General features: G+C 71.9%; 23 protein-coding genes. 14 read left to right on the top strand and 9 right to left on the bottom strand.

The features are described from left to right. Window positions 1-95 precede the first annotated feature (95 nt). Together dapF and miaA are read right to left on the bottom strand one after the other, a co-directional pair. Window positions 96-917 carry a diaminopimelate epimerase gene (gene dapF, locus ACYVOM_RS00285; protein WP_460301121.1) on the bottom strand — a complete coding sequence of 274 codons (822 nt, stop codon included), beginning with the start codon at window positions 915-917 and terminating at the stop codon, window positions 96-98. Beyond that, the gene (miaA, locus tag ACYVOM_RS00290) at window positions 914-1,804 is read right to left on the bottom strand and encodes a tRNA (adenosine(37)-N6)-dimethylallyltransferase MiaA (RefSeq protein ID WP_460302323.1); all 891 of its coding nucleotides are present in this window, start codon (window positions 1,802-1,804) and stop codon (window positions 914-916) included. The genes dapF and miaA overlap by 4 nt, the downstream gene beginning before the upstream one ends. A gap of 120 nt (window positions 1,805-1,924) precedes the next feature. On the opposite strand from miaA, the gene ACYVOM_RS00295 reads away from it, so the two are divergent. Then, window positions 1,925-2,116 (top strand): antitoxin, encoded by a 192-nt coding sequence (locus tag ACYVOM_RS00295; RefSeq protein WP_123662887.1) that lies wholly within the window; start codon window positions 1,925-1,927, stop codon window positions 2,114-2,116. A 16-nt stretch (window positions 2,117-2,132) separates the two neighbouring features. On the opposite strand, the gene ACYVOM_RS00300 is transcribed toward ACYVOM_RS00295, so the two are convergent. Next, window positions 2,133-2,795, bottom strand: coding sequence for a class III extradiol ring-cleavage dioxygenase family protein (locus ACYVOM_RS00300; protein ID WP_460301122.1), 663 nt, complete (start codon window positions 2,793-2,795; stop codon window positions 2,133-2,135). A gap of 10 nt (window positions 2,796-2,805) precedes the next feature. Then, a complete protein-coding gene (gene miaB, locus ACYVOM_RS00305; protein ID WP_460301123.1) occupies window positions 2,806-4,287 on the bottom strand; it encodes a tRNA (N6-isopentenyl adenosine(37)-C2)-methylthiotransferase MiaB in 1,482 nt (493 codons plus the stop codon). A 182-nt stretch (window positions 4,288-4,469) separates the two neighbouring features. Between miaB and ACYVOM_RS00310 the strand changes: the two genes are divergently transcribed. The 6 genes from ACYVOM_RS00310 to ACYVOM_RS00335 all read left to right on the top strand — a co-directional run bounded on the left by ACYVOM_RS00310 (window position 4,470) and on the right by ACYVOM_RS00335 (window position 10,173). After that, window positions 4,470-5,219, top strand: a complete 750-nt coding sequence (locus ACYVOM_RS00310) for an amino acid ABC transporter ATP-binding protein (protein WP_460301124.1) — start codon at window positions 4,470-4,472, stop codon at window positions 5,217-5,219. Between the two features lie 88 nt (window positions 5,220-5,307). Continuing rightward, on the top strand, window positions 5,308-6,153 hold the full coding sequence (locus ACYVOM_RS00315) for a glutamate ABC transporter substrate-binding protein (RefSeq protein WP_460301125.1): 846 nt from the start codon (window positions 5,308-5,310) through the stop codon (window positions 6,151-6,153). 47 nt (window positions 6,154-6,200) lie between these two features. Then, complete coding sequence (locus tag ACYVOM_RS00320; RefSeq protein ID WP_460301126.1) at window positions 6,201-6,887, top strand: amino acid ABC transporter permease; 687 nt, start codon at window positions 6,201-6,203, stop codon at window positions 6,885-6,887. Continuing rightward, the gene (locus ACYVOM_RS00325) at window positions 6,884-7,777 is read left to right on the top strand and encodes an amino acid ABC transporter permease (protein WP_460301127.1); all 894 of its coding nucleotides are present in this window, start codon (window positions 6,884-6,886) and stop codon (window positions 7,775-7,777) included. Before ACYVOM_RS00320 ends, ACYVOM_RS00325 begins: the two co-directional genes overlap by 4 nt. Before the next feature lie 71 nt (window positions 7,778-7,848). Further along, entirely contained in the window at window positions 7,849-9,831 is a 1,983-nt protein-coding gene (locus tag ACYVOM_RS00330; RefSeq protein ID WP_460301128.1) for a S9 family peptidase, read from the top strand. A gap of 147 nt (window positions 9,832-9,978) precedes the next feature. Further along, a complete protein-coding gene (locus tag ACYVOM_RS00335) occupies window positions 9,979-10,173 on the top strand; it encodes a DUF3046 domain-containing protein (RefSeq protein WP_460301129.1) in 195 nt (64 codons plus the stop codon). Window positions 10,174-10,192: 19 nt separating this feature from the next. Here the strand turns inward: ACYVOM_RS00335 and ACYVOM_RS00340 are convergent, their stop codons facing one another. The 4 genes from ACYVOM_RS00340 to ACYVOM_RS00355 form a co-directional block, all read right to left on the bottom strand. Beyond that, a complete protein-coding gene (locus ACYVOM_RS00340; protein ID WP_460301130.1) occupies window positions 10,193-10,636 on the bottom strand; it encodes a DUF350 domain-containing protein in 444 nt (147 codons plus the stop codon). Window positions 10,637-10,700: 64 nt separating this feature from the next. Continuing rightward, window positions 10,701-11,837 (bottom strand): glutathionylspermidine synthase family protein, encoded by a 1,137-nt coding sequence (locus ACYVOM_RS00345; protein WP_460301131.1) that lies wholly within the window; start codon window positions 11,835-11,837, stop codon window positions 10,701-10,703. 3 nt (window positions 11,838-11,840) lie between these two features. Beyond that, window positions 11,841-12,164: a hypothetical protein gene (locus ACYVOM_RS00350; RefSeq protein ID WP_460301132.1), complete on the bottom strand. Its 324-nt coding sequence runs from the start codon at window positions 12,162-12,164 to the stop codon at window positions 11,841-11,843. A 143-nt stretch (window positions 12,165-12,307) separates the two neighbouring features. Then, a complete protein-coding gene (locus tag ACYVOM_RS00355) occupies window positions 12,308-13,171 on the bottom strand; it encodes an ATP-grasp domain-containing protein (protein WP_460301133.1) in 864 nt (287 codons plus the stop codon). A gap of 257 nt (window positions 13,172-13,428) precedes the next feature. On the opposite strand from ACYVOM_RS00355, the gene recA reads away from it, so the two are divergent. The 6 genes from recA (at window position 13,429) to ACYVOM_RS00385 (ending at window position 23,435) form a co-directional block, all read left to right on the top strand. After that, entirely contained in the window at window positions 13,429-14,556 is a 1,128-nt protein-coding gene (recA, locus tag ACYVOM_RS00360; RefSeq protein WP_460301134.1) for a recombinase RecA, read from the top strand. 269 nt (window positions 14,557-14,825) lie between these two features. After that, window positions 14,826-15,389: a regulatory protein RecX gene (locus tag ACYVOM_RS00365; RefSeq protein ID WP_460301135.1), complete on the top strand. Its 564-nt coding sequence runs from the start codon at window positions 14,826-14,828 to the stop codon at window positions 15,387-15,389. 357 nt (window positions 15,390-15,746) lie between these two features. Further along, window positions 15,747-16,868 (top strand): hypothetical protein, encoded by a 1,122-nt coding sequence (locus tag ACYVOM_RS00370; protein ID WP_460301136.1) that lies wholly within the window; start codon window positions 15,747-15,749, stop codon window positions 16,866-16,868. Further along, window positions 16,865-17,956 carry a hypothetical protein gene (locus ACYVOM_RS00375; RefSeq protein WP_460301137.1) on the top strand — a complete coding sequence of 364 codons (1,092 nt, stop codon included), beginning with the start codon at window positions 16,865-16,867 and terminating at the stop codon, window positions 17,954-17,956. The genes ACYVOM_RS00370 and ACYVOM_RS00375 overlap by 4 nt, the downstream gene beginning before the upstream one ends. A 57-nt stretch (window positions 17,957-18,013) precedes the next feature. Further along, window positions 18,014-23,050 carry an Lhr family helicase gene (locus tag ACYVOM_RS00380; RefSeq protein WP_460301138.1) on the top strand — a complete coding sequence of 1,679 codons (5,037 nt, stop codon included), beginning with the start codon at window positions 18,014-18,016 and terminating at the stop codon, window positions 23,048-23,050. Between the two features lie 235 nt (window positions 23,051-23,285). Continuing rightward, entirely contained in the window at window positions 23,286-23,435 is a 150-nt protein-coding gene (locus tag ACYVOM_RS00385; RefSeq protein WP_460301139.1) for a hypothetical protein, read from the top strand. Between the two features lie 224 nt (window positions 23,436-23,659). Here ACYVOM_RS00385 and ACYVOM_RS00390 read toward each other — a convergent pair whose 3' ends face one another. After that, entirely contained in the window at window positions 23,660-24,853 is a 1,194-nt protein-coding gene (locus ACYVOM_RS00390; protein ID WP_460301140.1) for an ROK family transcriptional regulator, read from the bottom strand. Window positions 24,854-25,124: 271 nt separating this feature from the next. Between ACYVOM_RS00390 and ACYVOM_RS00395 the strand changes: the two genes are divergently transcribed. Continuing rightward, a complete protein-coding gene (locus tag ACYVOM_RS00395) occupies window positions 25,125-25,604 on the top strand; it encodes an RrF2 family transcriptional regulator (protein ID WP_460301141.1) in 480 nt (159 codons plus the stop codon). Window positions 25,605-25,620 lie beyond the last annotated feature (16 nt).

Below are 25,620 nucleotides of genomic sequence, written 5' to 3' on the forward strand. Positions count from 1 at the left end.
TCCCACTAGAAACCGAATCCTGTTCAGGAGAGGCTAGGACACCCGTCGCGGGCGCGCCATACCGCCCCCTGACGCGCAGGCGGCGGCTTCGGACCTCAGCGCAGGACGCCGTCGGCGACGAGGACGGCGGGCCCGCGCAGGAAGCTCGTCGCGCCGTCGAACAGGACCTCGACCGTGCCGCCCAGCACCTCCACGGTCCAGGTGGAGGCCTCGCGCAGCGGGTCGCTCCCCTCCGCCACGGCCGCCGCGACGGCGGTGGCGACCGCGCCGGTGCCGCAGGACCGGGTCTCGCCGGAGCCGCGCTCGTGCACCCGCATGGCGACGCGGCGCGCGCCGACCGGGCGGAAGAACTCGACGTTGACGCCGGCCGGGAAGTCGGCGGCGGAGAAGGCGGGCTCGCGGGTGAGGTCGAGGTCGGCGACGTCGTGGCCGATCAGGCAGGCCAGGTGGGGGTTGCCCATCGAGACCTTGAGACCGCGGTAGACCGTGCCGCCGATCGCGGCCTCGCTCTCGGTGAAGACCTCCGGGGCGCCCATGTCGACGGTGACGTCGCCGCTCGCGCCGAGCGAGACCGCCTTGACGCCGCCACGCGTGGCCACGGGCAGGTCGCCGGGGGCGGCGAGGCCGGAGTCGACGAGGTAGCGGGCGAAGACGCGGACGCCGTTGCCGCACATCTCGGCGATGCTGCCGTCGGCGTTGCGGTAGTCCATGAACCATTCGGCGGGGGCGTCGAGGCCGGCGGCCTTGGCGCGGACGACCCGCAGCACCCCGTCGGCGCCGATCCCGGCGCGGCGGTCGCAGATCCGGGTCACCTCTGCGGCGGTGAGGTCGAGCTCGCCGTCGGGGTCGGGGAGGATCACGAAGTCGTTCTCGGTGCCGTGCCCCTTGGTGAAGGGGTGCCCGCTGAGGGTGCTCATGTACCGATTTTAAGGGCGCGATCGAGGAGGTCAGGGGCGTCGTAGGGCAGCCACTCGATACGCGGGTCGCGCCTGAACCACGATTCCTGACGGCGGGCGAAGCGCCGCGTGGCCCGGACGGTCTCCTCCTTGGCCTGCTCCTCGGTCCACTCCCCCGACAGGTGCCGCAGGACCTGCGCATAGCCGAGAGCCGCCGAGGCGGTACGCCCCTCCCTCAGGCCCTCGGCCTCCAGGGCGCGTACTTCCTCGACAAGGCCGGCCTCCCACATGCGGTCCACCCGCAGCGCGATCCTGTCGTCGAGTTCGGGGCGCGGTACCAGCAGGCCTATCTGGACGGTCCGGGGATCACGGTAGAGGTGGGCGGGAAGGGTGGCGGTGAAAGGGCGCCCGGTGATCTCGATGACCTCGAGCGCGCGCACGATCCGTCGGCCGTTGGACGGCAGGATGGTCTTCGCCGCCAGCGGGTCCGCGTCCTTCAGCCGCGCGAACAGGACCCCGGAGCCGACCTCCTCCAGCTCCGCCTCAAGGCGGGCGCGCACCTCCGGGTCGGTACCGGGGAACTCCAGGACGTCCAAGGCGGCCCGGATGTACAGCCCCGAGCCCCCGACGAGGACGGGGACGGCGTCCCTGGCCCGGATGTCCTCGATCGCCCGGTGCGACAGCTCCTGGTACTCCGCGACGCTGGCGGGCCGGGTGACGTCCCAGATGTCGAGGAGGTGGTGCCGGACCCCTCGCCGCTCGGCCTCGGTGAGCTTGGCCGTCCCGATGTCCATGCCGCGGTAGAGCTGCATCGAGTCGGTGTTCACGCACTCGCCGCCCAGGCGCAGCGCCAGCTCGACGGCGAGGTCGGACTTGCCCGCCGCGGTCGGTCCGGCCACGGAGATCACGTTCACGTTTTATCGGTTTCCAGGAGGCATGATGATAGCGGTAAGGATATGGGTAGTAACACAGTGAAATCGGGCGCTCGGAAGACCCGTGCCGCCCGGACCAGTATCGGGGGGAAGCCGATGAGCATCGTCCAGAAGGTCATGGACATGTTGGGCAAGCACGCCGACAAGGCGGACTCGACCATCGACAAGACCGGCGACATGATCGACAAGAAGACCGGCAACAAGTACAAAAGCCAGATTGACTCCGCGCAGCAGAAGGCCAAGGAGACCGCCCGGCAGATCGCCGACAAGCAGCGCCGGAGCCGCTAACCGTACAGCGGACCCGCTAACGCCACACGGCGGCGAAATAGCCCACGCCGTAGGGGGCCTCGTCCGCGAGCAGTTCGCCGCTGAACCGACGCCCTCGGGCCGCCCCGGCGAGCACCTGCCAGGCCGCCCGCCCGGCCGCCATCAGCTCGTCCGACAGCCTCGGATCGAGCAGACCGAGCGCGGCGGCATCCGCATCCCCGAGAGCCCGGGCGACCTCCCTGTCGTAGGGCGCCGCCCGCTCGTCCAGGTAGCCGGGCGCCTTCTCGTCCCGGCAGGCCGAGCCGTCCCCCATAACGAGCAGGGACACATCCCTTGCCGCGAGCCTTGCCCCGAGCGCCAGGCACTCCTCCACGGGCGCGTCGAACGCGATCGCCTGGAACGCCGAAGGCTCCCGTCCGCCCAGGAGCCATCGCCCGATCGTCAGGGAGAGCGGCAGGACAGGTTCGCCCTCCCCCACCCGAAGGTCCAGCCCATAAGGCGCGAACGTGCCTGAGGCCGTTCCGGGATACTCCGCTGTGCGCTCGGCGCCGCCGACCACCACCAGCTCCCCGCCACCGGCCACGGAGGCCGCGGCGCGGAGGCAGGAGCCGCGCAGCGCGTCGAGCTCCGGGGCCGCCAGCCCGGCGAGTTCCGGGACGAGCATGGGCGGATGCGGGCACACCGCCGCCGCGATCAGCACACGGTCTCCTTCAGGGGCAGGTCGAGCAGCCGGACGCCGCCGGCGCGGGCGCGGGCACACCGATCTTGGGCATCCCCAGCGAGACCGAAGCTCCGGCCGCGGCCGGCGCGGCCTGCCGGGCCTCCCAGGCGTCGCCCGCCCTGGTCCGCCGGACCTCCTGCACGGGGGCGTCGGCGAGCAGGTGGTGGGGCGCGGCGTAGGTGACCTCGACGGTGACCATGTCGCCCGGGCGGACCGGACCGTCCGGGCGGGTGAAGTGCACGAGGCGGTTGTCGGGGGCGCGGCCGGACAGGCGCCGCGTCTCGGCGTCCTTGCTGCCCTCGCCCTCGGCGACCAGCACCTCCAGGGTGCGGCCGACCTGCTTCTTGTTCTCGTCCCAGGAGATCTGCTCCTGGAGCTCCACCAGGCGCTCGTAGCGCTCCTGGACGACCTCCTTGGGCACCTGGTGGTCCATGGTCGCCGCCGGGGTGCCGGGCCGCTTGGAGTACTGGAAGGTGAACGCGCTGGAGAAGCGGGCCTCGCGCACGACGTGCAGGGTCTGCTCGAAGTCGGCGTCGGTCTCGCCGGGGAAGCCCACGATGATGTCGGTGGTGATCGCCGCGTCGGGGATCGAGGCGCGGACCCGCTCGATGATCCCGAGGTAGCGGTCCTGCCGGTAGGAGCGGCGCATCGCCTTCAGCACCGGGTCCGAGCCGGACTGGAGCGGCATGTGCAGCGACGGCATGACGTTCGGGGTCTCGGCCATGGCCGCGATCACGTCGTCGGTGAAGTCGCGGGGGTGCGGCGAGGTGAAGCGGACCCGCTCCAGGCCGTCGATGCCGCCGCAGGCGCGCAGCAGCTTGGCGAAGGCCTCGCGGTCGCCGAACTCCGAGCCGTAGGCGTTGACGTTCTGGCCCAGCAGGGTCACCTCCAGGACGCCTTCGGCGACCAGCGCCTCGACCTCGGCGAGGATCTCACCGGGACGGCGGTCCTTCTCCTTGCCGCGCAGCGAAGGCACGATGCAGAAGGTGCAGGTGTTGTTGCAGCCCACCGACACCGAGACCCAGGCGGCGTAGGGCGACTCGCGCCGGGTGGGCAGGGTGGAGGGGAAGACCGACAGGGACTCTTCGATCTCCACCTGCGCCTCCTGCTGGACGCGGGCGCGCTCCAGCAGCACCGGCAGGGCCCCGATGTTGTGCGTGCCGAACACCACGTCGACCCAGGGCGCCCGCTTGACGATCGTGTCGCGGTCCTTCTGGGCGAGGCAGCCGCCGACGGCGATCTGGAGGCCGTTCTCGGCCTTCTTGCGCAGATGCCCGAGGTTTCCGTAGAGCCGGTTGTCCGCGTTCTCCCGCACCGCGCAGGTGTTGAAGACGATGACGTCCGGCTCGCCTTCGGCCTTGACGTACCCGGCCGATTCCAGCAGCCCTGCCAGGCGCTCGGAATCGTGGACGTTCATCTGGCAGCCGTAGGTGCGCACCTCGTACGTGCGGGGAGACTCAGCAGTGTTCATGGCGTGCCCAGGGTACCCCCGGGAGACGAACGGCAGGTGGGCGTCCGGTACGGAAGGGGTAGGGACCCTGGGAAAGGCGGCGAGATGATACGACCAACGCGATCCGGATAACACGCTCGTGACCAGATCGGTACCCGCAGATCCCTCCCTTCTCGTGATCAAGTGAACTAGCGTCTCGCCCTATGACGGTGAGCGGCGACCCCTTGGTGGTCCTGAAGAACGTCAACAAGTACTTCGGCGATCTCCACGTGCTGAAGGACATCGACCTCGAGGTCGCCAGGGGCGAGGTCGTGGTCGTCGTCGGGCCGTCCGGCGGAGGCAAGTCGACGCTCTGCCGGACCATCAACCGGCTGGAGACGATCGACTCCGGGTCCATCACCCTCGACGGCGTGCCCTTGCCGCAGGAAGGCAAGGCCCTGGCCCGCCTCCGCTCGGAGGTCGGGATGGTGTTCCAGAGCTTCAACCTCTTCTCCCACAAGACCATCCTCCAGAACGTCACCCTCGGCCCAGTCAAGGTGAACAAGACGCCCGCGGCGCAGGCCGAGAAGGAGGCGATGGAGCTCCTGGAGCGGGTGGGGATCGCCGCCCAGGCCGGCAAGCACCCCGCCCAGCTCTCCGGCGGCCAGCAGCAGCGCGCGGCCATCGCGCGGGCGCTGGCGATGAAGCCCAAGCTCATGCTCTTCGACGAGCCCACCTCCGCCCTCGACCCCGAGATGGTCGCCGAGGTCCTCGAGGTGATGACCGGCCTCGCCGAAGGCGGCATGACCATGATCGTCGTCACCCACGAGATGGGGTTCGCGCGCAGCGCCGCCCAGCGCGTGGCCTTCATGGCCGACGGCCAGATCGTCGAGGAGTCCTCCCCCGGGGAGTTCTTCACCGAGCCCCGGACCGACCGGGCGCGCGACTTCCTGTCGAAGATCCTCCGCCACTGAAACTCGCCGCCGGCCTTCGCCACGACCCCACCCGGCCACTTTCGAGGACGCCCCAGACCCGCACCACCGGACCTGAAGGGAACTCCCCATGAGACGCATCGGCATGGCCCTCGCCGCGTTCGCCCTCGGCGCCGCCACCTTGGCGGGCTGCGGCGGCGGTGACGCGACCGACCTCGTCACCAAGGCCAAGGAAGACAAGAAGATCAAGGTCGGCATCAAGTTCGACCAGACCGCGCTCGGCGTGAAGAAACCCGACGGCACCGTCGAGGGCTTCGACGTGGACGTCGCCAAGTACGTCGCGGGCAAGCTCGGCGTCCCGGAGAGCGGGATCGAATGGGTCGAGACGATCTCGGCCAACCGCGAGCCCTACATCATGCAAGGGCAGGTCGACATGGTCGTCGCGACCTACTCGATCCTTCCCGAGCGCAAGGAGAAGGTCACCTTCGCGGGCCCGTATGTCATCGCCCACCAGGACATCATGATCCGCGGCGCCGACACCTCCATCACCAAGGTGGAGGACCTCAAGGGCAAGCGCATCTGCCAGGCCTCGGGGTCCAACTCCTACAAGCGGATCACCGACCCGCCGCCCAACGGCCGGGAGATCGCCGCCGACCTCGTCCCGGCGGGCAGCTACTCGGAGTGCATCCAGAAGCTCTCCGGCGAGACCCTCGACGCCGTCACGACCGACGACTTCATCCTCGCCGGCTTCGCCTCGCAAGGCGGCGACTTCAAGATCCTCGGCACCCCGTTCACCGATGAGAAGTACGGCATCGGCATCAAGAAGGGCGACGTCGCGTCCTGCGAGGCGATCAACACCGCCCTCTCGGAGATGTACTCCGACGGAACCGCGACCAAGCTCCTCCAGAAGTGGTTCGGCACCGCCAAGGGCCTCGAACTGCCGACGACCGTACCCCCCGCAGAGGGCTGCTCCTGACCTGGAGAGGCCCGTGACACCGGCGTGAGCGGAGGACCCACCCGCGCATGGACGCGTTGATCGACAACCCCCTGTTCGAGAACTGGGAGGCCGTCAGTGCCGCCTTCTGGGCGACCATACGGCTGACCGCGGCGAGCGCCGCGTTCGCCTTCGTCCTCGGCACCCTGCTGGCCGCGCTGCGCGTCTCGCCGGTGCCCGTCCTGCGCTGGATCGGGACGATCTACGTCAACATCGCGCGCAACACCCCGCTCACGCTGGTGCTGCTGTTCTGCTCCCTCGGGCTCAGCAGCACCCTCAAGATCAACTTCGACGTCGAGGACCCGTCGTTCAACGGGTACTGGCTGGCCGTCCTCGGCCTGTCCGGCTACACCTCGGCGTTCGTCTGCGAGACCCTGCGGGCCGGGATCAACACCGTCCCGCTCGGGCAGGCCGAGGCCGCCAGGGCCATCGGCCTGTCCTTCGCCCAGTCGATGCGGCTCGTCGTCCTGCCGCAGGCGTTCCGGGCCGTGATCGCGCCGCTCGGCAGCGTCCTGATCGCCCTCACCAAGAACACCACGGTGGCCGCCGTCGCCGGGTACGCCGAAGCGGCGTTCCTCATGCGGGAGATGCTCTACGAGAGCACGGGAGGGGCGATCGAGATCTTCCTGGGCTTCGCCGCAGGTTTCGTCGTGCTCACCCTGCCGGTCGGCGTCATCACCGGACGGCTCGCCAAGCGGCTGGAGGTCAAGCGATGAAGACCGCCGCGCCCCGCAGGCGCCCCCGGCCCTCCGGGGCCGCCGGGGTCCTGTTCGACGCGCCGGGCCCGCGCGCCAGGGCCCGGCACAACGCCCTCACCCTCGTCGGCGTCGCCCTCCTGCTCGTGCTCGCCTGGTTCGGGTGGAAGCGCATGGACGAGGCGGGGCAGTGGGACGGCGGCCTGTGGAGCCCGTTCCTCGACCCCCAGGTCTGGACGGGGCTCATCCTGCCGGGCCTGTGGGGGACGCTGACGGCCGCGGCGACCGCGTCGGTGCTCGCCGTCACGTTCGGGATCGTCTTCGGTCTGGGGCGGCTCTCAGAGCGCGCCTGGATACGGCTGCCGTCGGCGTGGATCGTCGAGATCTTCCGCGCGATCCCCGTGCTCATCATGATCTTCTCCGCGCAGTACCTCAGCTTCGCGCTGGGCGGCGAGATCCTCCCCGCGTTCTGGGCCGTCGTCGTCGGGCTCACGCTCTACAACGGCTCCGTGCTGGCCGAGGTGTTCCGGGCGGGCGTCCTCGCCGTCCCGCGCGGCCAGTCCGAGGCCGCCTACGCCCTCGGACTGCGCAAGGGGGCGGTCATGCGCCTCGTGCTGCTCCCGCAGGCGGTGACCGCGATGCTCCCGGCGATCGTCAGCCAGCTCGCCGTCCTCCTCAAGGACACCGCGCTCGGCTACATCATCAGCTACGAGGATCTGCTGAACTCCGGCTTCCGGATCGTCCCGGCGAACTTCGGCAACCTCATCCCCGCCGCCGTGGTGATCGCGCTCATCTACATCCTGATCAACCTCGCGCTCGGCTGGGCGGCCAACCGCCTCGAGGCGCGCGGCAGGCTCGGCCGGAAGTCCGCGGCCGAGCCGGTCACCGCCCCGCCCGTCCCCGGTTCCTGATCACGTTACTTTCAGGTGGCAAACGCCCGGTCTTGGCTTCAATGGGCCTCAGCATGCGGGACGATTCCGGTATGACCGCTCGCGTGACCTCCTTCGGATCCTGGCCCTCACCTATTTCCGCCGCCGACGTCGCCCGAACGCGCGTCAAACTCAGTTTTCCCACCGCCGTCGGAGACGACGTGTGGTGGCAGGAGAGCAGGCCGGAGGAGAACGGTCGCACGACGGTCGTCCGCAACGGGCGGGAGGTTCTCCCCGCTCCGTGGAACGCGCGCACCAGGGTCCACGAGTACGGCGGCAAGTCCTATCTTCCGACCCCTCGCGGCGTCGTCTTCGCCAACTACGAGGACCAGCGCCTGCACATGCTGTCCCCCGGCGACGCCCGGCCGCGTCCCCTGACGCCCGAGCCGGCGATCCCCGGCGGGCTCCGCTACGCCGACATGGTCCTGTCCCCGGACGGCTCCGAGGTCTGGTGCGTCTGCGAAGGGCACGTGGCCGCCCCTCCCGCGGCGGCGGGCGATCCCGTCCCCCCGGCGGGCGTGCGGCGGGCCATCGTGGGCATCCCCCTGGACGGGCGAGCGGCCAACGACCCCGGCGCCATCAACGAGATGGTCACGGGCAGCGACTTCTACGCCTCCCCCGCGCCCTCGCCGTCCGGCGGGCACCTGGCGTGGGTGCAGTGGAACCACCCGCGCATGCCGTGGGACGGCACCGAACTGCGGGTCGGCGTCATCGAGCAAGGCAGGGTCGTCTCTCCGCGCACGGTCAAGGGCGGCATGTCCGAATCGGTCCTCGCGCCGCTGTGGCGCGACGACACCAGCCTGTACGTCGCGTCGGACTGGCCGGGCTGGTGGAACATCTACCAGGTGGGCCTGTACGGCGAGTCCCCTCAGGCGCTCTACCCGGCCGAGGAGGAGTTCGCCGGCCCTCTGTGGACCCTGGGCGGCATGCCTTACGCGCTGCTGGCCGACGGCCGCCTCGCGGTGACGCACGGCCAGGGCAACCAGCGGCTCAGCCTGTACGACCCCGAAACGCTCGAACTGGAGTCCCTCGACCTGCCCTACACCGACTGGCAGATGAGCCTGTCGGCCGACGGCTCGACCATCGTCGGGATCGGCGCGTCCCCCGCGCAGCCCGCCTCCGTCGTCCGGATCTCCGCGGCCGACGGACGGGCCACCGTGCTGCGCCGCGAGCTGGACCGGGTGCCTCCGGAGGCCTACCTGCCGGTCCCCCGCGACGAGATCTTCGAGGGGCAGTTCGGGCGGCCCGTCCACGCGCTGGTCTACGAGCCCGCCAACCCCGACGCGATCGCGCCCCAAGGAGACCTGCCGCCTTACGTGGTGTGGGTGCACGGCGGCCCCACCGCGCGCTCGTCGGGCACCCTCAACCTGGAGCGCGCCTACTTCACCAGCCGCGGCATCGGCGTCATCGAGGTCGACTACGGCGGTTCCACGGGCTACGGCCGCGCCTACCGCGAGCGGCTGCGCCGCCAGTGGGGCGTCGTGGACGTGGAGGACGCGGTGTCCGTCGCGGCGGCGATGGTCAGGACCGGGCGGGCGCACCCCGAGCGGCTGGCCATCCGGGGCGCCAGCGCCGGCGGGTGGACCACCCTGGCGGCCGTCACCTCCGGCACGGTCTTCAAGGCCGCCACCTCGTACTTCGGCGTGAGCGACGCCACCACGCTGCTCGCCGAGACGCACGACTTCGAGTCGCGCTACCTCTTCGGGCTCATCGGGCCGGTCCCCGGCTACGAGCGGGCGTACGAGGAGCGCTCCCCCCTGCACCGGGCCGACAAGACGTCCTGCCCGGTGCTGCTGCTCCAGGGCCTGGACGACCCGGTCGTGCCGCCCGCCCAGTCCGACGCCTTCGCCCGCGCGCTCGGCGACAACAAGGTCCCCTACGCCTATCTGGCGTTCCGCGGCGAGTCCCACGGCTTCCGCAAGGCCGAGACCCTCCAGACCTGCCTGGAGGCCGAACTCTCCTTCTACGGGCAGACCCTCGGCTTCCAGCCGCTCGGGGTGCCCGTCCTGAAGCTCACGGACGGCGAAGCCGCCTGAAACCCGCCCCTCGGATCCGCCTCCTGAACCGGTCGAAGTCCTCCGCCCTCCGGCGCGTCCCTTGCGGGGCGTACCGGAGGGCGGAGGGGTTCCGGGCCGTCGGGGAACGCGGTCCAGGCGGTTCCCTGCGGCTGGCAGACTGACCGGGTGAGGCTGACCGCGTTCTGGGAGAAGATGAACCGCCAATTCGGCGAGGCGTACGCGCAGAGCGTCGCCAAGGACTACGTGCTGGCCGAACTGGGCGGGCGCACCGCCTACCAGGCATTCGCCGAAGGGGTCGACACGCGGACGGTCTGGAGGGCCGTCTGCTCGGCCTTCGACGTGCCCGACCGGCTGCGGTAGCGGCCCGCCCGGATCCGGGTCAGATCAGCGCGAGGGCGGTGACCAGGCCGATCATCACGTGGGTGACGGCCAGCAGCCAGGTGCCCGGCTGGAGGGTGGTCTCCTTGCACAGCTCCTTGATCTTCAGCCCGATGAGCAGGTCGAAGACGAGCATCGCGACCACCTGGCCGATGATCCCGACAAGGCCGTAGACCGCGGTCGCGATCAGGCCCTCCAGCAGCACCGCGTCGGTGGCGAAGATCGACGCCGACACGATGACGCCGACCGCCACCATGCCCGCCGCGGCCAGCAGCGTCGCGTTGGGGTTGCGGTCGTGGCGGATGACCGAGACGAGCCGGCCCGGGGTCGCGAGGTCGACGACGTAGAAGCCGACCACGAACAGGACGAGGCCCAGGGCTGCGTAGGCGAGGATCGCCAGGACGTTCTCGCCCAGGATCTCGGCGAAGGCGCTGTCGAGGGACATGGTGTGGGTTCCTTACGGGGGATGCGGGGGTTCTACGGGGCTGAGAGGGGTTCGGCGAGCGGGATCACAGAGGGATGCGGTGCGGGATGAAGGAGGAGGTGTCGTCGGTGATGAGCCCCGAGGTCTCCCGGATGCCCAGCCCCGCCGCCTCGTCGGCGACCATCCACGCGCCGAGGACGGGGTGCTGTCCGTCGAAGTCGGGAAGCGGTACGAACTCCTGGAAGACGAACCCTTCCGCGCCGTACGCTCCGGCCGTCTCCGTCCGGTAGGTGGGCGTCGTCACCGTCATGCTCGCCCCTTCCCTGCCCAGGAGGGGCTTGCGGATGTGCGAGGCGAGGTCGCGGGGGCCGTCCAGGTAGGCCGGCAGCAGGTTGGGATGGCCCGGGAAGAGCTCCCAGAGCAGGGCGAGCAGCCCCTTGTTGGACAGGAGCATCTTCCACATCGGCTCGACCCAGTCGGCCTCGTCGACGTGCGCGCCGAACGGCTCGGCGACGATCCACTCCCACGGGTAGAGCTTGCAGAAGGTCCTGATCTCCGACCCGTCCAAATCGCGGTAGTACTCGCCGTCCCAGCCGATGTCCTGCATGGAGATCGGGACGCCCCCGCGCCCCGCCTGCGCGGCGGTCTCCTGGAGGTAGGCGATCGTCATCAGCTCCTCGCCCGACTCGTCCGCCTCCGTCCAGGCGAAGTGCACGGGGCCGGGCCGCAGAGGCATCTCCCGCCAGCGGTCGACCAGGCGCTCGTGCAGGGAGTTCCACTGGTCGTCGGCGGGGAAGACGTCCTCCTTCCAGAACCACTGGATGATCGAGGACTCCACCAGGGAGGTGGGGGTGTCGGCGTTGTACTCCAGGAGCTTGGCCGGGCCCGTGCCGTCGTAGCGCAGGTCGAACCTGCCGTAGAGGTGCGCATCCCCGCGCCGCCAGGACTGCTCGATGGCGGGGGCGAACCTCTCGTCGATCCCCAGCACCTCGTACCGGCCCGTCTTCACGACGTGCTCGGCCGCCTCCAGGCACATCCGGTGGAGGTTCTCGACGTCCTCCTCCACCCGGAGCACCTCGTCCATCTCCAGCACGTAATGGACGGACTCGTCCCAGTACGGCCGGGTGAGGTTCTCGGGGTGGGCGGTGCGGTGGTAGGCGAGCCCCTGGGATTCGACGGTCTCGGCCCAGCCGTCGCGCGGCCGGGAGCGCTCCCTGCGCAACGGTCAGCTTCCGCCGCCGCCGGACCAGCCGAAGCCGCCCCGCAGCGTCGTCCCGGAGTTCGTCTTGATGCTGCCCTTCTTGGGCTTGAGCGAGCTGCCGCCGGTGATCATGCCGCCGGAGGTGCTGCCCCCGTAGTACCAGCGGTAGGCGGACGACGAGGAGCCGGAGCAGTAGGAGTCGCTCACGACCCGGTAGCCCTCTCCGGGAAGCAGTTTGCTCTCGACGCAGGTGGCGGTGTGCGAGCCGCCGCAGGCGGTCAGTGACATCGACAGGGTGCCGAGCAGACCGACCTTGACGGCCCGGGAGCTCATGCGGCGCTGCGGCATGTGGGGGGTCCCTCCGTGGAAATGCGGTGCTGGGGAAGTCTAGGGGCTTGCGTATGTTCGGTGTTAGGACGCGATGGGAGACGATTCGGTTTCGCGAAGAAGATCGCAGTCGCCCGGGTTCGCACCATCGGCTTTCCGCCGGTTCATCCGGGGTCGGGCAGATGAAAGTACAGATCGCCCGCGTCGGCCCCGCGCGGCAGATCGCTCACCTGGCCGTCGCCGACCTCCACGACCCGCCAGGCGCCGTCGGACCGGCGCGCGAGATCCGTCGTGACGAACCGGCAGCCCAGCGCGCGGACGGCGGGCCGCACAGGGTCGAGGTCGGGAAAGGCGTCGGCGCCGGGGGTGTCGGGATGCGGCCCGACCAGCACCGGATCGCCGTCCACCCACCACACGCGCGCCTCGGCCGTCGAGTACTCCTCGTAGGCGCGCAGGACGACGCCGCCGTTCAGGAAGTCTTCCTGGAGCTCCACCATCCGGTGCACGACGCGGACCAGCACGTCGAGGTCGGCGGAGTCGGGCACGAAGCAGGCCTCTCCCCACTCGTGCTTGCGCGACTTCACGTAGTCCTTGACCACCAGGGGGCCGTGCGGAAGCCGTCCGGCGGCCTCGGCGAGCGGCGCACGCGCGGGAAGCTCTCCCGGCAGGAGCGGAAACCAGACGCTGGGCGGGGTCAGCCCCGCGAAGGTCTCGTACCAGCCGGGCAGTTCGTGCGCGCGCTGGTAGCCGTCCGGAGGGGTCATCAGCGGAGCGCCGCGCGCCGCCAGCGCCTTGGCCAGCTCCTGGTACTCGGCCGCGGTCAGCATCCAGCCGCGGTACCACAGCGCGCCGATACCGCGCGGCACCCTGCGGACCGCCTCGGCGGCATCGCCGCGGCGCAGTGCCTCCAGGTCGAGCAGCACCGGAGCGCCGCCGGAGGCGCGAAGGGTCTCGGCTTCGGGAAGGAAGTGCTCATCGACGCGCCGAGGCCGGAGCGGATCGGCGCAGAAGAGGACGGTCAGGGTCATGGTGGGCCCCACGGGTGATCGCCTGCTGCGCCGCCAGGGTACGTCGCGCCGCGCCTCGCGCGCAGCAGGATTGCGGGTGAACGCCTCGCCAGGACCGGCCGCCGCACGGGTTTCCGTGAGTTATCCACAGGCTTGCGCACTGATCGAATTTATGTTCGGTAGAGTTGCGGCGCACGGGGTCCCCGATTCTGTCAGTGGGCTCTCGTAGCGTCGATTCCGACATGACGAAGAAGCAACCGACCCGACAGGGGCACACGATGGCAGCAGGTAACGACCGCGAGAAGGCGCTGGAGACAGCTCTCGCCCAGATCGAGCGGCAGTTCGGCAAGGGCTCGATCATGCGCCTCGGCGACGATGTGCGCGCGCCCATGGAGGTCATCCCCACCGGGTCGATCTCCCTGGACATCGCGCTGGGCATCGGCGGCCTGCCGCGCGGCCGGGTCGTGGAGGTCTACGGCCCCGAGTCGTCCGGTAAGACCACTGTGGCGCTGCACGCCGTCGCCAACATCCAGAAGGCCGGCGGCATCGCGGCCTTCGTGGACGCCGAGCACGCCCTCGACCCGGACTACGCCGAGAAGCTCGGCGTCGACACCAAGTCCCTGCTGGTCTCCCAGCCCGACACCGGCGAGCAGGCGCTGGAGATCACCGACATGCTGATCCGCTCCGGCGCGGTGGATCTCGTCGTCATCGACTCCGTCGCGGCCCTGGTGCCGCGCGCCGAGATCGAGGGCGACATGGGCGACAGCCACGTCGGCCTCCAGGCCCGTCTGATGTCGCAGGCGCTGCGCAAGCTCACCGGCGCCATCAACCAGACCAAGACCACCGCGATCTTCATCAACCAGCTGCGCGAGAAGGTCGGCGTCATGTTCGGCTCGCCGGAGACCACCTCCGGCGGCCGGGCGCTGAAGTTCTACGCCTCGGTCCGGCTCGACGTGCGCCGCATCGAGACCCTGAAGGACGGCACCGAGGCGGTCGGCAACCGGGTCCGCGTGAAGGTCGTCAAGAACAAGGTGGCCCCGCCGTTCAAGGTCGCCGACTTCGACCTGCTCTACGGCCACGGCATCAGCCGCGAGGGCGGCCTCATCGACCTCGGCGTCGAGCACGGCTTCGTCCGCAAGTCGGGTGCCTGGTACACCTACGAGGGCGACCAGCTCGGCCAGGGCAAGGAGAACGCCCGCAACTACCTCAAGGGCCACCCCGAGACCGCCGACGAGATCGAGAAGAAGATCAAGGAGAAGCTCGGCGTGGGCCCGCGGGTGGACGCCCCGGCCGCCGCCGGCGACGCCCCTGCCGCCCCAGCCGTCCCGCCGCCGGCCGAGGCCCCCGCCGCCGCTGCCCCGGCCCGCCGCACCCGCACCGCCTCGGCCCCCAAGCCCGGCGACTGACGCCCCGCGCCCTCTCCGTCGTGTCAGGGCCGCCCCTCCCGGGGCGGCCCACCCGGAAAGGGAAGCAACCGCACCGCCCGAGCAGCCGCTCCGCACACCGCAGAAGACTCTTTCCACCGCTGACCTGCCCCCGCACCCGGGCCGACCGCCCCGCGATACATCGATGGCTCCCGGGCAGCCCGGCATCGGCCTGCGTGCGCAGACGCAGGACCGCGCATGACGGGGCGGCAGCGTGATCCGGTGGGGGCGCAGGAGAAGAAGGGGACGGCATGGCTTACCGGCGAAGGCGTTGGGGTGGGGACGAAGGCGAGGTCAGGCCGCCCGCGGATCCGGAGGCCGCGGCGCGGGAGATCTGCCTGCGGCAGTTGACGCTGGCGCCGAAGACGCGGGCTCAACTGGCCGAGGCGCTGGCGCGCAAGGCGATCCCCGCCGAGGTCGCCGAGCTGGTCCTGGGCAGGTTCACCGAGGTGGGCCTCATCGACGACGAGGCGTTCGCCCAGGCGTGGGTCCGCTCGCGTCACGCGGGCAAGGGCCTGGCCCCGCGCGCGCTGTCCGCCGAACTGCGCCGCAAGGGCGTGGACGAGGAACTGGTGAAGGAGGCCGTCGCCGACCTCCAGCCCGAGGACCTCGAAGCCACCGCCCGCGCCCTCGTCGCCCGCAAACTCGCGTCCACCGCGGGCCTCGACCCCGCCAAACGCACCCGCCGCCTCGTCTCCATGCTCGCCCGCAAGGGCTACTCCCCCGGCCTCGCCTACGAGATCGTCCGCGACGCCGTCAACGCCGAGCAGCCCTTCCCCGACGACGACCCCGACCCTGACATCTCCGACTTCTAGCCCAGGTCCCGTGAACGCGCCGGAGCACCCCCGCCGCAGCCGGCAGCCGACCCGCCGGAACGGCACAGGCCCAGAAGCGCCGCTCAGGACGGCGGACGCGACAGCGCTCTACCTCGCACGCCCTCCCGCCGGAACGGCGGCGCACTCAGAAGCGCCGCCCAGGTCGACGGGCGCGACGACGGCCCGCCTTACGCGCCCTCTCGCCGAGACCCAGGACCCGCATGCCGGGTGTCGGAAAGTTTGCGCTCTGTCTATCTGGAGGGGGTTGCGTATGACATGATCCTGCGTCACTTGACGATCATGTCTGGGAGCTGCCGGGTGGAGAGACCAAGACGGGGCGAACGGGTTCGGCGAGCGGTGGCGGCGGGACTCGCCGGAGTACTGCTCGCCGGGGCGGCCGGCGCGGGTTCGGTGGCGCAGGCGGCCGAGGGCGGCGTGCCGGAGAAGGCGGCTGAGCAGGCCTCGGGCTACCAGTGGAAGAAGCTGTACACCGGCACGTCCTACACGGGCGCTCTGCTGGCCGTGGGCGACAAGGACGTCTGGCGGTTCGCCGGGCGGTATCCGGACGGCGGGTACATCACCCCCCTGGCCTGGCACTGGGACGGCAAGACGTGGCGCAAGTCCGCACTGCCCAAGAAGGCGAAGGGCGCGGTGGAGCAGCCCGCGGCGGCCTCGTCCCGCGACGTGTGGGTGAGCCTGAACAGCGGGGTGGACTCCTACGGGTACGCGACGTTCCTGCACTGGAACGGCAAGGCCTGGAAGATCTCCAAGATGCTGCCCGAGTACTCCTCCTACACGGCCGGGCCCGTCCTGCCCTTCAAGTCCGGCAAGGCCGCGGGTTTCTTCGGCGGGCGGCTGTGGCTCTACGACGGGAAGACCTGGCGGGAGAGTTACGCCGACCGGGCCGTCTACGGCGCCTCGGGCACGTCGCCCACCGACCTCTGGGGCATCGGCGAGTGGGAGAGCCCGAAGCTCTACCGGTTCGACGGGCGCCGCTGGAAGGCCAAGCCGACCGGCACCGCACTGAAGATCGACAACACGTCCTGCCTGGAGGAGCGGCCCAACAAGTCCTACCGCTGCTCCGCGACGATGCGTCCCGTCCTGACGCTCGCCCAGTCCTCCCGCCGTGTGCTCGTCGTCGCCGCCACCGACGACTGGCCCACCGAGAACTGGCGCGTCCTGCGCTGGAACGGCGAGCGCTGGAGCAAGCTGACCGGCACCTACCAGGGCTACTTCATCGGTGACCCCGTGGACGACGGAGCGGGCGGCTTCTGGTCGGGGGCCTCCTCCGACGGGAACGAAAGCCATGTCCTGCATGTCACGGGCAAGGGCCGGGTCGTGAAGTACGACCTCCCGGCGAAGGGCATCGAACTCGGCGCCCTGTCCGTCAGTCCCCGCGGGACCGTCTTCATCTCCGGCGGCCGGCCGACCGCCGACGGGAACGACTACACCCACTTCGTCTGGAGGCTCGCCCGATGAGAGGCCGCACCGTGGTCGCGCTCACCGCCGCGACGCTGCTCGTGCTGCCCGCCGGGGCCGCCGAGGCCGCCCCCAAGTGGACGACGATCCTGAAGGACCCGTCCATCGACTGGGTCCAGTCCCTGCACGCCGTCGGCGACCGGAGCCTGTGGGCCTTCCTCTCCGTCGTCGCCGAGGGGGGCACGAAGACCGTCGCGCGCCACTGGAACGGCGCGAAGTGGCGCACGGTGCCGCTGCCGCTGGCGGGCGGCTTCATCGAGTCCGCCGATTCCGCGGCGCCCGATGACGTCTGGGCGGTCGTCGGGAAGCAATGGGACAGAGAGGACACCGTCAACGCCATCATCCACTGGGACGGCATCCGCTGGTCGACCGTTCGGACGTTCGGCGAAAACGGGCCGTCGGACGTCATCGCGCTCGGCGGAGGGGCCGCGCAGACCTCGGTCTACAGCGCGAGCGGCGCGCGCATCCTCACCTACCGCAAGGGTGCCTGGACCGGAAAGACCGTCAAGGGCCTCAGCCTCGGCCCCGCGGGGCAGCCCGGCAAGCCGTACTCATGGGCGCTGGGCGGGAAGGTCGACTCGGACGAGAACACGGTCTACCGCCGTGTCGGCGCGCAGTGGCGGCGCCGGCAGCCGCCGCGCTCGCTCCTGAGGATCGGGACCGCGGACTGCCAGCGGATCTGGCCCGGCCTGCCCCGCTCCGAGTGCCCCACGGGCCGGCCGTCCGAACTCATCGTGAACGGCCCGAAGAACGTCCTCCTCGTCGTCAGGTACACCGCGCCGACCGATGTCAGCCGCATCCTGCGCTGGAACGGAGCCAAGTGGAGCCTCGTCGGGGGACGGACCTGGCGTAACGCCGTCGGGACCCCCGTCCCCGATGGGAAGGGCGGATTCTGGGCCGCCGACGTCTCCGGGCCGGAGAGCCTCCTGCGGTACCGGGACGGGAAGCTGGTCTCGGTGCCCATGCCGAAGGGCATCACCCAGATCATCGCGCTCGCCCCGGCTCCTTCCGGCAGGCTCTATTTCAACGGCGCCGACTACGAGGGCCACTACGGCACCGCGATCCGCCACCTCACCGGCGTGCGCTGAGGCGCTCGCCCCGGCCCGCCGCCGCATTCTGTCGGTGGGCCGGGGCAGGATGGAGGCATGACGGAACGTTCGGGGGCCGGGGGGTTCTCGGCGGCCACGCGGGAGTGGTTCGCCGGGTCCTTCCACGAGCCGACCGCCGCCCAGCAGGGGGCGTGGCGGGCGATCTCGCGCGGGGAGAACACCCTGGTCGTCGCGCCCACCGGCTCCGGCAAGACCCTCGCGGCGTTCCTCTGGTCGCTGGACAGGCTGGCCGCCGAGCCGCCGCCGGAAGATCCCAAGGCCCGCTGCCGGGTCCTTTACGTCTCGCCGCTGAAGGCGCTGGCGGTCGACGTCGAGCGCAACCTCCGGGCCCCGCTCACCGGGATCAAGCACGCCGCCCGCCGCCTCGGCCTGCCGGAGCCGGACGTCCGGGCGGCGATCCGCTCCGGCGACACCCCGGCCGACGAGCGGCGCCGCCAGCTCACCCGCCCGCCCGACATCCTGATCACCACGCCCGAGTCGCTGTTCCTCATGCTCACCTCACGGGCGCGCGAGACGCTGCGCGGCGTCGAGACGGTGATCGTCGACGAGGTGCACGCGGTCGCCGCCACCAAGCGCGGCGCCCATCTGGCGCTCTCCCTGGAGCGCCTGGACGCGCTGCTGCCGCGCCCGGCCCAGCGGATCGGCCTGTCGGCGACGGTCCGGCCGCCGGAGGAGGTCGCGGCGTTCCTCGGCGGCGCCCGCCCGGCGACGGTGGTGCAGCCGCCGAGTGAGAAGTCCTTCGACCTGCGGGTCGTCGTCCCCGTCGAGGACATGGGCGAGGTGCCGCAGTCCGGGGAGGATCCGCGGCAGCGCTCGATCTGGCCGCATGTGGAGCAGGAGGTCCTCGATCTCATCGCGGCCCACCGCTCGACCATCGTCTTCGCCAACAGCCGCCGTCTCGCCGAGCGCCTGTGCGCCCGTCTGAACGAGCTCGCCACCGAGCACCTGTACGGGCCACTGGAGGAGGACCACTCCCCCGCCGCGATGATGGCCCAGGCGGGGTCCACGAAGCGCCGTCCCTCGCCCGCCGATCTGGAGAACCTCTGGAATCTCCCGTTCGACGCCGCCGAGGAGGCCGGGGAGGGAGCCGGCGAGTCCGACGAGCCGAAGCCGTCTGGGGGCGTCGAAGGCCACGCGGAGCCTTCGGGCGAAGCGGCCGCCGACGAAGGGCGCGAAGACGGCGGCCGCTGGGTGGCCGACGAAGCGGCCGGGCCGGAAGGGCTGCGCAGGGTCGACTTCGGGGGCGTGGCGCTCGGCGGCCCGCCCGCCGATCCGGAGAAGACCCGCCGCCTCGACGCCCTGGTCAGGCGGGTCGCCCACGACGGTTCCGTGGAGGTCGCGCGGGCGCACCACGGCTCGGTGTCGAAGGAGGAGCGGGCCGCCATCGAGGACGCCCTCAAGGGCGGAAGGCTGCCTGCGGTGGTCGCCACCTCCAGCCTTGAGCTGGGCATCGACATGGGCGCGGTCGATCTCGTCGTCCAGGTGGAGTCGCCGCCGTCGGTTGCGGGCGGGCTCCAGCGCGTCGGCAGGGCGGGGCACCAGGTGGGCGCGGTGTCCCGGGGCGTGATCTTCCCGAAGTACCGGGGCGATCTGGTGCAGACCGCCGTCGTCGCCGAGCGGATGCGCGAGGGCGCGATCGAGGCGCTGCGGTACCCGCGCAACCCCCTCGACGTCCTCGCCCAGCACATCGTCGCCATGGTCGCGATGGACGAGTGGGACGTCGACGAGCTGGAGGCCGTCGTCAAGCGGGCGGCGCCCTTCGCCGGGCTCACCCGCGGTGTGTACGAGGCGACCCTGGACATGCTCGCGGGCCGCTACCCCAGTGAGGAGTTCGGCGAACTGCGCCCCCGCCTGGTGTGGGATCGGGTGGCGGGCGTGCTGCGGGGCCGGCGCGGCGCGCAGCGGCTCGCGGTGGTGAGCGGCGGCACCATCCCCGACCGGGGGCTGTTCGGGGTCTTCCTCGTCGGTGAGAAGTCCTCGCGGGTCGGCGAGCTGGACGAGGAGATGGTGTACGAGTCGCGCGTCGGCGACGTGTTCGTGCTCGGCGCCAGCTCGTGGCGGATCGAGGACATCACGCCCGACCGGGTGCTGGTCTCGCCCGCGCCGGGCCGTCCGGGCAAGCTGCCGTTCTGGCACGGCGACTCCCCCGGCCGCCCCGCCGAGCTGGGCCGCGCGTTGGGCGGGTTCACCCGGGCCCTCGCGGCGCTGCCGCGCGAACGCGCCCTGGAGCGGGCCGCCGAAGCGGGGCTCGACCCTTGGGCCGCCGACAACCTCGTGTCCTATCTGGCCGAGCAGAAGGAGGCCACGGGCCGTGTCCCGGACGACCGCACCCTGGTCGTCGAGAGGTTCCGCGACGAGCTGGGCGACTGGCGGCTCGTCCTGCACTCGCCCTACGGGGCCCTGGTGCACGGGCCGTGGGCGCTGGCCATCGGCGCCCGCCTGCGCGAACGGTACGGCGGAGACGCGCAGGCGATGCACGCCGACGACGGCATCGTGCTCCGGGTGCCCGACACCGACACGCCGCCCTCGGCCGATCTCTGCGTGTTCGACCCCGAGGAGATCGAGCGGATCGTCATCGCCGAGCTGGGGTCCTCGGCGCTGTTCGCGTCCCGGTTCCGCGAGTGCGCGGCCCGCTCGCTGCTGCTGCCGCGGCACCGCCCCGACCGGCGGATGCCGCTGTGGCAGCAGCGCCAGCGCGCCGCACAGCTCCTGGCGGTCGCGGCCAAGTACGAGACCTTCCCGATCATCCTGGAGACCGTGCGCGAATGCCTCCAGGACGTCTTCGACGTGCCCGGCCTCGTCGCGCTGATGAAGGACATCGCCGCGCGGCGCACCCGGGTGGCCGAGGTCGAGACCCCCACGGCCTCGCCCTACGCCCAGTCCCTGCTGTTCCGCTACATCGCCGCCTTCATGTACGAGGGCGACTCCCCCCTCGCCGAACGCAAGGCCCAGGCCCTCTCCCTGGACTCCTCGCTCCTGGCCGACCTCCTCGGCCAGGCCGACCTGCGCGAACTCCTCGACCCCGAGGTCCTCGCCGAGGCCGCCGCGGAGCTGCAGCGCCGCACCCCGTCCCGCCGCGCCCGCGACGCCGACGCCCTCACCGACCTCCTGCGCGCCGTCGGCCCCCTCACCACCGAGGAGACCGCCGCCCGCATCCGCCTCCCCGAACCTCCCGAGCCCGGTCCGAGTGCGTCCGAGAAGGATGCCGGGGAAGGCGGAGTGGGGGCGGGCGGTGGGTCGGAGGGGGCGCGAGGGGGTGTGGCAGAGGACGGGGTGCGGCTTGGGGAGGCTCGGCGGGTGGCTGAGGGCTGGCTCGGCGGGCTGGAGGCCGAGCGGCGGGTGATCCGGGTGCGGGTCGGCGGGGAGGAGCGCTGGGCGGCGGTGGAGGACGCGGGAAGGCTGCGGGACGCCCTCGGGACGCCGCTTCCCGTGGGGATCCCCGAGGCGTTCCTCGAACCGTCGGACGATCCGCTCGGCGGGCTGCTGCTGCGGCACGCCCGGACCCACGTGCCGTTCGGCGCGGCTTCGGCGGCGGTGCGGTACGGGCTCGGCGCGGCCGTCGTCACCGAGACGCTGCGCAGGCTGCCGCAGGTCGTCGAGGGCGAGTTCACGCCCGACGTCTCGGGCACCGAGTGGGTGGACGCCGACGTGCTGCGGATGCTGCGCCGCCGCTCCCTGGCCAGGCTCCGCGCGGAGGTCGAGCCGTCGCCGCCGGAGGCCCTCGCCCGGTTCCTGCCGCGCTGGCAGGGCGTCGGCGCGCGGCACTCCGGGATCGACACCGTCGTCGGCGCGATCGAGCGGCTGCAAGGCTCCGCGGTGCCCGCGTCGGCGCTGGAGACCCTGATCCTGCCGTCCCGCGTCCGCGGGTACAGCCCGGCGCTGCTCGACGAGCTCACCTCGTCGGGCGAGGTGCTGTGGACCGGCCGCGGCGCGCTGCCCGGCGGCGACGGCTGGATCTCCCTCTACCTCGCCGACACCGCGCCGCTGCTGCTGCCCGAGCCGCTGGAACTCACGCTCACCCCAGCCCACGAGGCGGTCCTCGATCTGCTGTCCGACGGGTCCGCGCCGTTCTTCCGCACCCTTTCCGACCGCCTCAACTCCCCGGGCCGGCCGACGGGGCGCTCCGGCGAAGACGGCCCGGAGCCTTCGGCGAGCGCGCGGATCGATGATCGCGAACTCGTCCAGGTGCTGTGGGATCTCGTGTGGTCCGGGCGCCTCACCAACGACACCCTCGCGCCGCTGCGCGCGGCGCTCGGCGGCGGCCGTCCCGCGCACCGGGCCCCTTCCTCGCGGCGGGGCAGGCCGGTGCTGCCGAGCCGCACGGGCCCGCCCACCGCGGCGGGCCGGTGGTGGCTCGCGCCCGCGCCCGTCCCGGATCCGACGCGCCGCGCGCACGCCCTCGCCGAGACGCTCCTCGACCGCTACGGGATCGTCCTGCGCGGCGCGGTCGCGGCCGAGCACACCCCGGGCGGTTTCGCAGCGGTCTATCCGGTGCTGCGCGCGTTCGAGGAGTCCGCCCGCTGCCGGCGCGGCTACTTCGTCGAAGGCCTGGGCGCCGCACAGTTCGCCCTTCCCGGGGCGGTCGACCGCCTCCGCTCCCTGCGCTCCCCCGCCTCGGCAGACCCGAGCGCCCCGGACGACCTCTTCCACGAGCCGTTCGCCGCGACGCCGCCTTCCGCGGGTCCGCGCTCCGGCGGAGCACACCCGTCGTCCGGCGGGCGGGCGGACGTGCTGGCGGCGACGGACCCGGCGAACCCTTACGGCGCCGCCCTGCCCTGGCCGGAGACCGAGGGCGGGCATCGGCCCGGGCGCAAGGCGGGGGCCCTGGTCGTCATCGTGGACGGGACGCTCACGCTGTACGCCGAGCGAGGCGGCCGCACCCTGCTGACCTGGAACCGCGCGGCGCTGCCCGCGGCGGTCTCGGCGCTCGGCGCGGAGATCCGCGGGGGCGCGCTGGGGTCGCTGACCGTGGAGCGGGCCGACGGGACGCCCATCCTGGACAGCCCCCTCGCCGACGTCCTGGAGGCCGAGGGGTTCGTCCCGACGCCGCGCGGCTACCGGCTGCGCCGCTGACCCGAGGTAATTCGATCGACTTTCCCGGCGGGTACTGGGAATCTTCCGGTGTGGAGGGCGGTTGCCCATCACTGGATGGCAGTAGGGGTGTGCCAGCGCGGATCATCCGCCGGAGGGACACGAAAGTCGTTCTCGCGGTTGATGAGACGGGCACCGGATTCTGTCACTGTGAACTGGTAGGGGTAGAAGTTCTCCGGGCGGGACCCCGCCCGGCCGAAGATCACGGGGAGGCGGCATGACACCGACCGCTCGCTGGGCCGAGGCCCGGCGCCGCAGGCTCCGCACCATCTCCCGGACCGTCCGCGACCGCGCCCAGACCGACCCGCGCCGGACGAAGGCCGCGGCCTCCGTCCCCATCGAGCAGCCGGCGCCCCAGAACGCCTGATCCCGCATCCATCCCCAGGCCGTCCGCCCTCCGCGGACGGCCTTCGCCGTTCGACGCGCTGCTGCGCCATCCCGCCGCCGCCCGGCTGCGCCGCCTCGACGTGCGCCTCGCCGACCACCGCCGCTCCGCGGCCCGCGCCGCCGCCGCGCCGGCCGCGCGCCGCAGGGACGCACCTCGCCAAGACGCGGGGCGACGGCGGGAGTGTCTGGGGTGCGGGTAGGTGGTCAGTCGGTGGTGGTGGAGAAGACTTGTTCTTGGGCGTGGGTCACGGCGGTTTGGAGGGCGCCCTGGAGGACGGGGGTGCGGGTGATGCGGCCGGGGACCACGCGGGGACGGGTCGGGGAGATGCGGGCGGCGGCCTGTTCGACGCGGCGGGCCAGGGGGATGCCGCCGGCGGCCCCCAGGGCGCCGGTGACGACGACCAGACCCAGGTCCAGGACGATGTTGACGGCGGCGACGCCGAGGGCCAGGCGGGTGGCCAGGGCGTCGAGGAAGGCCGCAGCGGGGCCCTCGTCGACGGCGGCGGCCTCCGCGACGGCCTCCAGCGCCGACTTCGCGGTCAGACCGTGCTCGGCGGCGAGCGCCGCGACCGCGTCCGCGCCCACCAGCGAGCCGAAGCCGCCTGCGAGCGCGGGCTGCCCGTAGGTGACGGACTCGGTGACGCCCTCGGGCAGGGCCGCTCCCGGCACCGGCAGGTATCCGATCTCTCCCGCTCCGCCGGACACGCCCCGGTGGAGCCGGTCGCCCATCATCACCGCGAGCCCGAGGCCGCGGTCGATCCACACCAGCGCGAAGTCGGCGACGCCCTCGGCCGCGCCGTGCGCCCGTTCGGCGACCGCGACCAGGTTGACGTCGTTCTCGATGATGACGGGGCTGCCCAGCTCGCGGCGCAAGGCGTCGAGGACGCCTTCGTGCCAGGCGGGCAGGTCGAAGGCGAACCTGACGTCTCCGGTGCGCGGGTCGACGACTCCAGGGGTGCCGATGACGAAGGCGCGCAGATCCGTCACGGGGACGCGGGCCGTCCGGCAGGCTTTGGCGACGGCGGCGTGCACGCTCCGCACGGGATCGGCGCCGTCGTCGAGGGCGACGGTGGCCCGGGCGCGCTCTTCCCCGGTGATATCGGCGATGCCCGCGATGACCGCTTCAGGCCCGACTTCGATGCCCGCTACGAAGGCCGCGGATGGTACGACGGCGTAGAGCGCGGCGTTGGGTCCGCGCCCTCCGGCCTGTTCCCCGACGACCTGGACGAGCCCGCGCTCTTCGAGTCTGCCGAGGAGTTGGGAGGCGGTCACCTTGGACAGCCCGGTGCGGTCTCCGATCTGCGCGCGGGTCAGCGGACCCTCGCCGATGAGGAGTTCCAGCGCGGCCCGGTCGTTGAGTTCGCGCAGCAGGCGGGGGGTTCCCGGCCTTCTCGCCATCAGGCCCACCTCGTCATCCACGGTCCGCGCCGTATCCCTCAGTAAAGTTTGTTACTAGTTTAAGGACGGGAGGGACCGCACCGCCAGCGCCGCGGCCCCCAGCGCCGACGATCAACCCTCCCGCAGCCGGAACACGGAAATGATCTCTTCCCGATCACGGTTCGTGCGCGGTGCGGTGACCGAGTCGAGTTCTCCGCTCGAATCGGTCTATCAAGGCTGCTCTACCGGGGTGGTGGTGAAACCAGCCCCTGGCACAGGGGATACTTGGGACATGCGACTGTCTGCCAGGGTTGATTACGCGTTGCGCGCCGCCTCGGAGCTGGCCGCCGCGGCCGAGTCCTCGACGGGCGGCCACCCGGTGACGGCCGTCCAGCTCGCGGAGACGCAGGCGATCCCGCCCAAGTTCCTGGAGAACATTCTGGGGCAGCTTCGGCGTTCCGGCATCATCCGGAGCCAGCGCGGTCCGGACGGTGGCTACTGGCTGGCCAAGCCTGCCTCCCAGATCGCCCTCGCCGACATCATCCGGGCGATCGACGGCCCGCTGCTCGGCGTGCGCGGCGAGCGGCCCGAGGACGTCGGCTACAGCGGCGCGGCCCGGGCCCTGCAGGAGGTGTGGATCGCGCTGCGCGCGAGCGAGCGCGCCATCCTGGAGGAGGTCACGCTGGACCACATCGCCTCGGGCGACCTTCCCGAGATGGTCCAGCGCCTCACGTCCGACCCCGCCGCCTGGAACAGCCCGACCTTCAGCTGACCCCGCGGCCTCTGAG

Source organism: Actinocorallia aurea (genome assembly GCF_054783995.1).